General features: G+C 44.1%; 3 protein-coding genes. 1 reads left to right on the top strand and 2 read right to left on the bottom strand.

The window, feature by feature from the left end; translation table 11 throughout:
• Nucleotides 1-69: 69 nt before the first annotated feature.
• Together QUA58_RS04395 and QUA58_RS04390 are read right to left on the bottom strand one after the other, a co-directional pair.
• Entirely contained in the window at nucleotides 70-819 is a 750-nt protein-coding gene (locus tag QUA58_RS04395; protein ID WP_333393154.1) for a peptidylprolyl isomerase, read from the bottom strand.
• 82 nt (nucleotides 820-901) lie between these two features.
• Nucleotides 902-8527 (bottom strand): S8 family serine peptidase, encoded by a 7626-nt coding sequence (locus QUA58_RS04390; protein ID WP_333393153.1) that lies wholly within the window; start codon nucleotides 8525-8527, stop codon nucleotides 902-904.
• Nucleotides 8528-8905: 378 nt separating this feature from the next.
• Here QUA58_RS04390 and QUA58_RS04385 point away from each other — a divergent pair, with 378 nt between their 5' ends.
• Nucleotides 8906-12526, top strand: coding sequence for a WD40 domain-containing protein (locus QUA58_RS04385; RefSeq protein WP_333393152.1), 3621 nt, complete (start codon nucleotides 8906-8908; stop codon nucleotides 12524-12526).
• Nucleotides 12527-12622: the final 96 nt, after the last annotated feature.

Genomic DNA, 12622 nt, shown 5'->3' with positions numbered 1-12622 from the left:
TATTACGCCTCATACAAAGTCACAACCAATAGCGAGAATGATTATGTAATCAAAGTCACATTAAATAATCTAATTCAACTTGACATTCATATTTTGTAGTTTCTCTTTTAACCATTCCTCAAACAGAAGATTTTCCAAATCTCGCTTTAAAGCACCTTCTAACGAAGCAGGTAGCAGTTGTTCAACTTTCAACAAACAATAGCGTCCCTCAATCTGAAGCGGGCCAATAATTTGTCCAACTTGTGCATTTTCTGTGGCCTTGCGAACCATTTCTGGCATCTGAGCGCGAATAACTGGCCCCATTACGCCACCTACGACAGCATCATCTACGGTGGAGTATTGTTTAGCTAATTGGGCAAAATCTGCACCCTGTTCTAGTTGCGGTTTCAAATCTTGAGCAATTTCTGGATGCTGTACGACAATGCGTGAAAGGACAACCCGATCCAAATTTTCTTTATTTTGCACAAAGTGTTTTTGTACTTTTAATGCTGTGACCTTTTCTTTGAGATTTTCTTGTTTGATCCGAAAAATCACTTGCTGTTTAAGTACAGCATAATTTATCGCATTTGTCAATAACCATTTTTGGAAACTTTCAGGGCTAGTTAATTGCTGTTGCAACCGAAATTCTAGGATAAATTGTTCTACGATCTCGGCTTCCGGTTCAGGAATTTCTAAAGCTTTTATTTCGTTTTCTACAAGATACTGCTGGGCAATTTCTAACACAACTGTTGATAATTTACCAGCCGTGCGGAGATAGTCAAGGGATTGTTCTAAAGATAAAGTTACACTGTCTATCGATAAAAAATTGTTGATGTCCATTTGGAAATGTTGGTTAATGAGGGCGGTTGAAATGGTAAGGGCGGGTTACCACTATCCGTAGTTTAGCCGCCCCGGATCGATACTAGCTAACTAGCAACTTAAGCAACGTGGGATTGGTAGCCACTTGGGCAAGCGAGTTGGCAACACCTTTGAAATTGCCATCGCCTACTGCTTTGAAAGCATTGACTAAATCCTCGACACCGGGAATCATGTACATTCCTTCAAAGAAAGCATCTAAATACTTACCTTCTCTTAAGTTAACCGCAGCTTGGGCTAAATGTTCGCCTTCTGGGAATCCAGCAACTGTGAATCCTGTAGAAAGCGCTTTTAGGTAGTCGCCTTGCTGCAAACTCCACGCCATGTCTACCCAATTCTTACCATCTGGGAACTTGGCCATATCAAAGCCAGTCGAGAGTGCTTTGAGATAATCGCCCTCCTTGACAGATTGCACCATATCTATCCAATTTTTACCATCTGGGAACTTGGCAACGTCAAAGCCAGTAGAAAGTGCCTTGAGATAATCACCGTCTTTAATAGACCAAGCAGCATCGACCCAACTTTGAATCGTTTGGAAGTTGGAGTTTAAGAAAGCACCGATTGCTTTTCGATTAGCTTCCGCAGTTTTGCGCGTACTTAATGAGGTTGAAACATAGGGCGATACCAGTCCTAATGCGGCCAAGAATAGTGTGTAATCTAACTCTTTGTATTGGAAGGCAGGATTGCTCAAATCGAGAACGGAAAAAGAAGAGTATTTAACCCCAGATGCTTTTTGTTCGCCCTTAATTTCCACACCATTCAGCACAGCCAGTCCGTGTTTTTTCCAGACAAAAGGATTAGAGTACGAGGAAATAACGGCTTGACCGGGCAGAAATGCTTCTCCAGCCATTTGGACGATATCGCCAGATACGACGTAGTGGGTTACATTTTCTGGATTCCCTCCATTGAGGGCAAATTTAAGCGCGATCGAATCATCAATTCCGGGAGAATTAAAGGTGACAGTTTGACCCACTTTATCTGTGAATTCAGCCGCAATTGTTTGAGCTAATGCACCGCCTAAACTGTGACCCACAACATCAGGACGGCGACCTTGCTGATTTTGAGCAGCTAACCAAGCTTCGATCTCATTCTTATTCGCTTGGAATTGACTGTAACCGATGCTAATAGGATTGGCATCTTCCAAAACATCTTTTAACGTTGCGATGCCTTGCCGTTCCGTTGGGCTGCCTGCCGTACCGCGAACGGCAAGAACGGGTGGTTGACTGCCATCAATTGAAACAAGACCTACGGCATAAAATCCAGTGCTGGGATCGGAAATTACTTTGTCAACTTTGTAACCGGAGTTCAGCACTTCACCGACAGCGAGTTTATTGCCCAAGAGACTGTTATTGTTGAAAGCTGGTTCGGCAATAGCAGATACTTCAGGATCTTCGTAGGCAATACCGCGAGCCAGATATTCGTATAACTTGTGTTTTTGCGGGATAGCTGCGGGGTCTATACTTTGTCCTGGCAGCGAGTAATCGTCTGTAATAGCATCAAAAACATTCCCCACAAATGTTCCAGCATTACCCAAACCAGCCGTTTCTAAACCTGCACTCAAAGCTTGCTTGTAGTCGCCATCTTTAACTGCCCAGGCAACGTCTACAAATTTGTCAGCATTGGCAAATCCAGTGGTTGATAAACCCGTACTCAGAGCTTTCTTGTAGTCACCATCTTTGATAGCCCAGGCAATATCGACAAATTTCTCAGCATTATTAAACCCAGCGCCCGACAAACCAGCACTTAAAACATCCTTCCAGTCGCCATCTTTCATCGCCCAGGCAACATCTACAAAGGTGTTGGCGACATCGTTTTTTACATCAAGCTCTTTGAGGATATCTTTCAAGGCAGTCTTGTAGTCTTTGTTGATAATTCCCCAGCCGACATCTACTAGGATATTGACCAGCGTATCTGGAACAGCAGAGCCACCGGGTATTATACCTAGCACTCCATTGATAGCGTTCTTGACAACCTGTTTCCAATCTCCTCCAATCAGGGCAATCAATCCCTCTATGCCATTGACAACAGTGCCGACAACTGGAATTTTCTTTAAGACATCAAGGACAGCACCAACGTCTATACCGTCGAGGGAACTTTTAAGTTTGGCCGCGAGGTCATCTGCTAATTTTTTGACAGGGTTATTTTTATCCAATAACTCCTTAAATTCTTGACCCTGTTTCTTGATGTCGTCAATGCTCTTGGGAATGCGATTAGCTACTTCTTCAGCTACCTTACTGATAGCAATCCAACCTTTTTCCAAGCTCTTTTGCACGGAATGAACAGCATTGTTAGTTCCATTCCAGGCATCAGTCACCCAACCCGTCACTGAATTGGCAGTTGCTATGGTGGCGTTCCAGGTTGCTGCTGCTGTGTTTCTAACGTAGTCAGCAGCATTTACGAAACTATTCCAGCCGTTATTCACTGCACCGTCTATTGAGGTAGCAGCACTACCAACAGCATTCAAGCCATCATCAAGTTTTTCTCTAACGTAGTTAGCAGCATTCCACGTTTCCGATGCAAACTTGCTATTGAGCTGTTGTAGATAAACATCGGCATTTAGCATCGCTTGGCTAGTCTTTTGGGCAACTTGATCGAGAACTGTCACCGCACTGTCAAGCGATTGCCAGGTGCTGTTTGTCAAATCTCTTGCCCACTGCGGGAAGGGGTTGGAAGAACTACCACCACCTGAACCGCCAGAATTTCCAAACAATCCTCCAACTACTGCACCTGTTACAGGATCGCCTAAAACAGCACCAATTCCTGCACCTACAACAGCACCTCCCCAACTCCAAGCGGCTCGTTCTGTAGCAATACTACTGCCTGTACTATTCCAAACTGTACCTGTCATCTTGGCTTCCAGATCGTAGTAGTAGTACAAGTTGTAGAAGTCTTTCCAGTAAACTTCTGGGATGCCATAAGTTCTCAGAGTATTTTCAAACAGATCAAAGTTAGCAGGCTTGTAGGTTTCTGGTTCAGTTGCTTTCGCCAAATGCACCCCCGCCGCAATATTTAGCAGTCCCAAACCTGTTTTAGTATCCCAACCTGGCGTATCCAAGTCAGTCGCCGTGCGGCGAAGAATATCCATCACTTGGGTGTAGTTCAAATTGGGGTTCGCAGCCCAAATTAAAGATGCTGCACCTGTAACTTTAGCTGCTGCTACCGATGAACCAACAGCACCATTACTAGCAGTTCCCTGTGCCAAGATGTCAACACCCTTGCCGTAGTTGGAATAATCAATTTCCCCATAGCTGGAATAATCTGCCCGTTGCCAACCTTCAGCAGCACCCGCAACCAGAATATTGTCAAACTCTTTAGTTGCTTGACTTAGAGCAGACATGAGATCGTTCTGATTTCCTGTTGCGGCAACAACTAACACATTATTCTGCTGGGCATAAGTTAGAGCCGCTCTTTCTAAAGCAGTCAATTCGTGGCGCGTGACAACAATACCATCAGGTAAAGTCTGAGTTAGGTCGAAGCTGAGGTTAACTACAGAATTTGGTTGTCTTGATGCTTTGGCAGTATCAACAAACTCAATCAATGACTGTGCCCAATCGTTTGAATCAACAGCACCTCCTAGCCAAATCGGTGACTTATCATTGATGCCATCAATCCCAATGTTGTTTTTACGAGTCGCACCAATAATCTCTAGGATTTTAGTACCGTGATCGTTTCGCCACCATTCCCCAGAATCCAGCAAGGGGTTTTCGTCACCACCAACTAAATCTTTACCCAGTGTAATGCGCGAGTAGTCAATGTCTGGATTTTCGGCACTAAAACCCGTGTCAATAACGCCAATGAGTGGCAAACCGGATTTTGCATTATCGGGGGTGTTGTACCAACGATTTTCAAAGGTGGCGATTTTTGCCCAAACATCAATTTGAGCTTGAGTATCGTCAACAGAATCATTCCAAGAATTAGTAATTGCGCTATACTGATTCCAAGCGTCACTCATAACCTGCTGGCGAGTGCTGTCTTGCTCTTGATAATGAGTCCAAGCATCTGCCATAACAGCATCAGTATAGTTATCCAGAGCGTAGTATTGATTCCAAGCATCGTTGATTACCCCAGTTTGATAATCATTCATGCTGTTATATTGACTCCAAGCATCATTTATCATCCCAACTCGGTAGTTATCCAAATCGCGGTAGTCGTTCCAAGCATTGCTGATAACGGCATCCGTGTAGGAATCAAAGCTGTTATACTCACTCCAAGCATTGTCCACGACTTCAACTCGATAGTCATTCCACGCCCGGTAGTTGCGGGAAGCATTATTTAAGCTTGTATTTCTGTCCGTGGCATTATTGTTATAATCGATTACAGCATTATTCACTAGAGAGTCGCTGTAGTTGCTGAGGGCATCATACTCGTTCCATGCTGCATCTCCTACACCATATTGATTAAATTCATCTACAACATGGTTGGTACGATCGATCATCCAGTTTTCAATCCGGACGATCTCGTTCCAGTTATGGTTCGTCCATCCATACATCCAGTCGGAAACGCGATTGATTTCATTTGCCGTGTATGCTGCCCAGTCGTACATATACTGTCCGCTACCCGATATTTCATTGTTGAGGTAGTTATCCCAGGCATTTATGTAGTCCGTGTTGCTGGAGAGATTTTGCCAGATATCCCAAGCTTGGTTGTATGTAGAGCTATCGATAGAAGAGACTTCTCCTTGTAAATAGTTCGTCCAAGCATTCATAGAATCTCCACTGCTGGAAATTTGATTGCCTAGATAATCTACCCAAGCATTCATGTAGTTTCCATTACTCGATAGATTGCTCCCGATATCGGGAACTTGATTGTAGATAGAGTTCCCCGCATCACTCAGTTCATTTTGAAGACTTTGTAACTCTTGCTCTCCACTTGCTTCTAATTTGGTCATTTGGGAGTTTGCTTGTTCTAGCCACTCGTTAACGACGGTTTGGGGTGTAACAACTGACTCTGTAATTGTTACTTGTGCAGGGGAGGCGATCGGCCCTTTTCCCTCATCCTTACTAGCTGAATTTTCTACCACGGTTGGTTGTGGGATGGAGCCTGAATTACTGTCTGCTGAAGTGGGCGCGATCGCTCCTATCTCCCCACCCTCATTTGCAACAGTTTCCCCTAAAGTTGGCTGTGTGGTGGATTTCGAGTTATTGTCTTGAGTTGAAGGGGCGATCGCTCCTATCTCCCCACCCTCATTTGCAACAGTTTCCCCTAAAGTTGGCGGGGTATTAGAAGCTGAATTATTATTTTGGGTTGTGGACGTGAGCTCATCGGAGTTGGTAGAAGTTACATCAGTTTCCGTTTTAGCAGGATCGGATGTTGCGGCGGCTGGAGTGACGACGGGGGTATCTGATTTTGATACTTCAGAGGTGATCGCGACTGAATTATTATTGGTTACTACTGCTGAATCGAGATTTTTTGGAGTATCGGATACGATCGCTCCTGCATCCCCCGTGACGCTAGATGAAGACTCGGTTGTCACAACTTGCTGTTCTGGCGATACTGGTGTGGTCGATCCAGAGTCAAGCGGTGCGATCGCTTTATTTTCACTCTCAGAAGTTACCGCTGTTTCATCTGTGACAGGGGAAGTTTCCTCAACGGAAACTGATGGTTTCTCGATCGCGGGCGCGAGCTCATCGGAGTTGGTAGAAGTTACTTCAGTTTCAGTTTTAGCAGGATCGGATGTTGCGGGTGCAGTCACAACAGGGGTGTCTGATTTTGATACTTCAGAGGCGATCGCTCCTGTTTTACTAGCGTTATCTACCTGGTTATCTGTATTGCCGAAAACACTATCTAGCAACTCATCTGTTACCAACTCCCCAACGTTGGGATTCTCCGGTGTTACGTAAGGTTTAGCATACTCAGTCAACGCTTTACCCAAGTTAGTTGGACGCCAATCTTTCTTGAGATCGATGACGCTATCTATACTGACTGCGCTCCCCGTCGCACCCCGCACCTGGAAGATAATGTCATTGTAGTCGCTATCTGTACCTGGCTTGTCTACCCGCAAATCTTCCATGACAAAGGTATTTCCTATACCCGTGACATCGGCAATTTGCCCAGTCATAAAGCTACCATTTGGGTTAGCCATTGGCAGGGAAAATAAAGGCCGTGCGTCATCACCTGTTGCAGACTTGTTTGCAACTTGCTGTAAGTTAGCTCGATTAGGAACTAAGATGAAAGCAAACGTATCCCCTGGAAGCATTGTCAAGGTTTTAACGCCTTTATACTCGCCTTGATTACGGTTGATGTCGTCAGGGAGATCGCCATTAAATCGGGCTCCTTCAGTAGCATCGTTAATGACGACATAACCCAAATTAGAATTACTTACCGCTCTGCGTGCAGCCTCAGTAATAAAAGCATCGGAGTTTTGAGCTAATTTCTCCATCCCCTCCAGATTAAAAATCCCTAACTCTCCCTCATATCCACCTCCGTCAAACAGATAATCAATCCCAACATTGCCAGTTTCACCAACTTTAAATACCCCCATGTTAAATGTAAAGTTTTGAGATGTAGTGACAACGGGAGTATCTGATTTTGATACTTCAGAGGCGATCGCGACTGAATTATTATTAGTTACTACTCCTGAATCGGGATTTTTGGGAGTAGAAGTATCGGATACGATCGCTCCTTCATCCCCTGTGACGCTAGATGAAGACTCGGTTGTCACAACTGGCTTTTCGGACGATACTGGTGTGGTTGATCCAGTGTCAAGCGGTGCGATCGCTTGATCTTCACTCTCAGAAGTTACCGCTGCTTTATCTGTGACAGGAGAAGTTTCCTCAACGGAAACTGATGGTTTCTCGATCGCTGGTGCGAGTGCCTCTGAGTTGGTAGAAGTTACATCAGTTTCAGTTTTAGCAGGATCGGATGTTGCGGGTGCAGTTACAACGGGGGTATCTGATTTTGATAATTCAGAGGCGATCGCTCCTGAATTATTATTGGTTACTACTCCTGAATCGGGATTTTTGGGAGTAGAAGTATCGGATACGATCGCTCCTGCATCCCCCGTGACGCTAGCTGAAGACTCGGTTGTCACAACTGGCTTTTCTGACGATACTGGTGTGGTTGCTCCAGTGTCAAGCGGTGTGATCGCTTGATCTTCACTCTCAGAAGTTACCGCTGCTTTATCTGTGACAGGGGAAGTTTCCTCAACGGAAACTGATGGTTTCTCGATCGCACCAGCGATCGTTTTATTTTCAGTTGAAGTAATGGAAGTGTCGGGCGTCTTAGATTCACTTGTTGCTGGCGTAACGTTTTCTTTTGGCTGTTCCGTATTGTTAAGTGTTTGGCTTTGAGAAGCAGAAGGATTCGTTAATGAGTCCGGTTTTGAATTATCTATTACCGCTTCGTTTAGTTTTAAGCCTGTTAGGGTATCGATTCCTGTATCGGATGTACTAGATTTAGAGGTTACATCAGTTGAAAAAATAATTGTTTGGGTGGTGCTAGATACGGGCAAAATTACATTGTTAATTTCCTCGATTTTTAAGTCTAAAATAGTTGGTGATATATCTTTGTTAGTCGCTGAATCGTTAGCAATAACTGAATTAATAACAGAGTGACCACTGTTTATTTTATCTGATGCTGGTACGAGTGGATTTGTCGATCCTATTACTGCATCTAGGTTGCTTTTTTCATTTTCCAGGTTAAGCGTAGCGTTGTAATTAATTAATTCGCTCACGGTAAAGACCCTCTGATTTATCTACGTTGAATGGGTGGTTTTAGTGGATTTATCGTTGCCTGAATTTCAAAAAGTAAATTTTTAAGCATGGCAATAAAATTAAGCAGCTCTTGCAATGCCCATTACTACCTGATAACGAAACTGGATTAGATATGCACCCTTTTGATAGCTATTACTCTTAAGTGTGAACTTGGCTGGTTAAATCTATCTTGTTCAGTAATAACACTGATGCGCCGATCGCGTCTGTGAGTAAAAGTTATAAATAGTTATATCGTGGCTGCAAACTCTACCAACTTTTTAAGTATAATGGCTTAAACGCCTGCAATTGGGGACAGGAACCACGACCCTTGCGCTAACAAACCGGATAATTTTAAATAAATGACGATCGACGAAGCACTGCTTTTCCTCGACTCAGTTCTCAAACAAGAGCATCTCAACGATATTCACATACTGGTATTGCGGCAGTCTTGGGAAGGACACTCTTATCCACAGATTGCCAAAAGCGCGGGTTATGATGCCGAATATATTAAGTTTGTTGGCTTTCAGTTATGGCAAGTTCTCAGTCGGGTATTCGGAGAAAAAGTCACCAAGAGTAACGTTCAGTCAGTTATGCGACGGAAAGCACAACAGGCACAAGTAACCGTCGCACTACCCAATAGCCAAATTAGTCACGATATCAACCAACAAATCGATCGCAGTAGTACGATCGCCGATCGAGATCCAACTGACTTAACAAAACTCAACAAAACGATTAATTGGGGAGAAGCAATTGATGTTTCTATTTTCTACGGACGTGCAGAAGAATTAGCTTTATTAGAAAAGTGGCTGATCGTCGATCGCTGCCGCCTAGTGACGCTGTTGGGGATGGGTGGAATTGGCAAAACCTCTCTCTCTATCAAGGTAGCAGAACGCATCCAAGAACAATTTGATTATATTATCTGGCACAGTCTCCGCAATGCTCCATTAATACTCGACTTATTGGTAGAATTGATTCAATTTCTCTCGAACCAACAGGAAACGAATTTACCGGAAACTGTGGATGCTGGAATCTCGCGCCTGATGCACTATCTGCGACAGCATCGGTGTCTTTTAATATTAGATAACGTCGAGTCAATTCTACAAGAAGAAGAATGCACGGGTTGTTATCGACAGGGATATGAAGGATACGGTCAACTTCTGCGATGCGTAGCCGAAATCAACCATAAAAGTACCCTGCTACTAACCAGTCGAGAAAAACCGATCGGTGTAGCAGCTAAAGAAGGCGAAACTTTGCCTGTTCGTTCATTACAACTGACAGGTTTAACCACCCCAAGAGCACGGGAGATTTTTCAACGCATCGGTTCTTTTCAAGGGTTAGACTCCGAATGGGATATTTTGATATCCCACTATGCCGGAAATCCCCTAGCATTAAAAATGGTCGCTCCAGCCATTCGCGACTTTTTTGACAGTAGCCTGACCAAATTTTTAGAACTTTTAAATCAAGGAAGTTTAGTATTTGATGATATTCGGAACCTATTAGACCGACAATTCAATCGTTTATCAGATTTAGAAAAAAAGGTGATGTACTGGCTGGCTATTAATCGGGAGCCAGTCTCGCTGGGAGAGTTACAACAAGATTTAGTTTCAAAATTAACTGTCAAAGAATTACTAGAAGTTTTAGGTTCTCTCGTTAGACGTTCTCTCATCGAAAAAACCTCAGACGGCTACACTCAACAACCCGTCGTCATGGAATACATGACGGAACGATTAATCGAAAAAGTCTGCACTGAGATAACCAGCAGCGAAATTGACCTTCTCAGAAGCCTGGCTCTTCTCAAAGCTACAGCTAAAGAATACATTAGAGATACTCAATCAAGTCTGATCCTCAAACCTATTGCCGAGCGACTGCTTTTTAGTTTTGAATGCCAGCAACTTCTCGAAAACCAACTCAAACCAATTTTGGCATCGCTGCGCGGTAAACCAACACTAGAAACTGGCTACGCTGCGGGTAATATTATAAATCTATTGCGTCAGATGCAGCCAGATTTAAGCGGTTGGAATTTTTCTAATTTGACCGTTTGGCAAGCTTATTTAGCCGATACGAATTTGCATCAGGTCAACTTTGCTGGTGCTAATTTAGCTAATTCCGTTTTCGCCGAAGTTTTGGGAAGTGGTTTGTCAGTCGCTTTTAGCCCGGATGGAAAACTTTTAGCAATGGGCGATACAAATGGTGAGATTCACTTGTGGCAAATGCCAGAAGTTAGGCTGCTGAGAACTAGCAAAGAATACGGCAGCATCGTGTTATCCGCTGCTTTTAGTCCGGATGGGAAAACTCTTGCTACTGGCGGTAGTAACGGGACTATTCGTTGCTGGGATGTTAGCAGTTGGTCTATCCGTCAAATATTGCAGGGAAATCATAGCAGTGTGCTGGGAGTTGCTTTCAGTCCAGATGGCAAGATGCTTGCTAGTGGCATCGGTGATGGAACTGTGCGTTTTTGGGATTGGAGTAATGGACGATGTTTGCTAACTTTGCCAGCATACAAAAGTCAGGCTTGGTCGATCGCATTCAGTCCTCCAGGTAAGATTTTAGCTAGTGGCGGTGATGATGGAATACTTAAACTGTGGGATGTTGCTACTGGACAATGCCTGAAAATGTTTGAGAGTGACAGTCGTCAAATTCGATCAGTTGCTTTCAGTTTAGATGGTAAAACGGTAGCCTGTGGTGGTCATGATGCTTTGATTCGCATCTGGGATATTAGCACGGATCGAGTCGTGAGCATTTGCTCTGGACACTCACGAATAGTGGTGTCTGTTGCCTTTAGTCCAGACGGTCAGATTTTAGCAAGTTGTAGCGAAGACAGCACCGTAAGATTGTGGGAGGTGGCATCGGGTGAGTGTCTAAAAACACTGCAAAAACACACCAGTCGAGTTTCATCTGTCGCGTTTCGTCCAGATGGCAAAACTTTAGCTAGCACTGGTGAAGACTGTACGGTGAGACTGTGGGATGTTAAAACAGGTCATTGCCTGAAAACAGTATTGGGGCAAAGCAATCCAGTAAATTCGGTAGTTTTCTTGCCCGATGGCCAAACTTTAGCTAGTAGCGATCGCGCCGTGAGATTATGGAATATCAAAACGGGGAAGTGTTTTAAAAGTATACAGGATGGACGTACTAATCGATTGAAATCCATTGCCTTCAGTCTGAATGGAGACTTGCTGGCGAGTGGATTCTCTGACACTCGTGTCAGGTTATGGGATACTGCGATCGGTGAATGTCTAAAAAGTTTAGAGGGTCATTCTGCTTGGGTTTGGGGAGTTGCCATCAGTCCCGACGGTAAGACATTGGCAAGTTTCAGTGAGGACCAGACTATCAAATTATGGGAGATGAGCACAGGGCAATGTCTTGATACTTTTACTCAGCATGAGAGTTGGGTGATGGGAATTGCTTTTAGTCCTTCAGGTGATATCCTGGCTTCTGCGAGTACCGATAAGACGGTGAAGTTATGGGATCTCAGTACAGGGAAAGTTTTAAGAACTTTGATGGGAAATAGCGGCTGGGTTTGGTCTGTTGCCTTTAGTCCTGACGGTAATATCTTGGCAAGCAGCAACAGTGACGGTAGTATCAAGTTTTGGGATATCAATACCGGAGAATGTCTGACAAGTTTAGAGGGACATGAGGGTATTGTGTCATCTGTAATGTTCAGTCCTGATGGTACACAGTTGGCGAGTGGCGGTCATGACCAAACTGTACGAGTGTGGGATGTTAGCACGGGTAGATGTTTGCAAGTTCTCGAAGGACATGACAATTGGGTATGGTCAGTTGCGTGTAGTTCAGATGGTCAAATTCTAGCCAGTGCCAGCCAAGATGAGACGATTAAGCTTTGGGATGCAGTGACGGGTAAGTGCATCAAAACCTTACCAATTCCCAAACCTTATGAAGGAATGAATATTACAGGTGTTAAAGGTTTAACTGAGGCGACTATTGCGACGCTCAAAACACTGGGGGCAGTTGAAGTAAGTTGATCTGGACTTATACCAAATCCGGGTTTACTACCCCTTTTTTTGTATTATTTGTCATTGCGAGGAACGAAGCTATCACAGAGACTAAGCGATAGCTTC

This window comes from Microcoleus sp. N9_A1, from assembly GCF_036701795.1.
In the GTDB taxonomy this organism is placed as follows: Bacteria; Cyanobacteriota; Cyanobacteriia; order Cyanobacteriales; family Microcoleaceae; genus Microcoleus.
The sequence above is the reverse complement of the archived record's forward strand: the minus strand, read 5'-3'. Positions and strand labels throughout refer to the sequence as shown.

What these genes read in the sequence shown, in the direction of transcription:
- QUA58_RS04395 (WP_333393154.1), bottom strand. Translation starts at nt 819, where the DNA reads ATGGACATCAACAATTTTTTATCGATAGACAGTGTAACTTTATCTTTA.
- QUA58_RS04385 (WP_333393152.1), top strand. Translation starts at nt 8,906, where the DNA reads ATGACGATCGACGAAGCACTGCTTTTCCTCGACTCAGTTCTCAAACAA.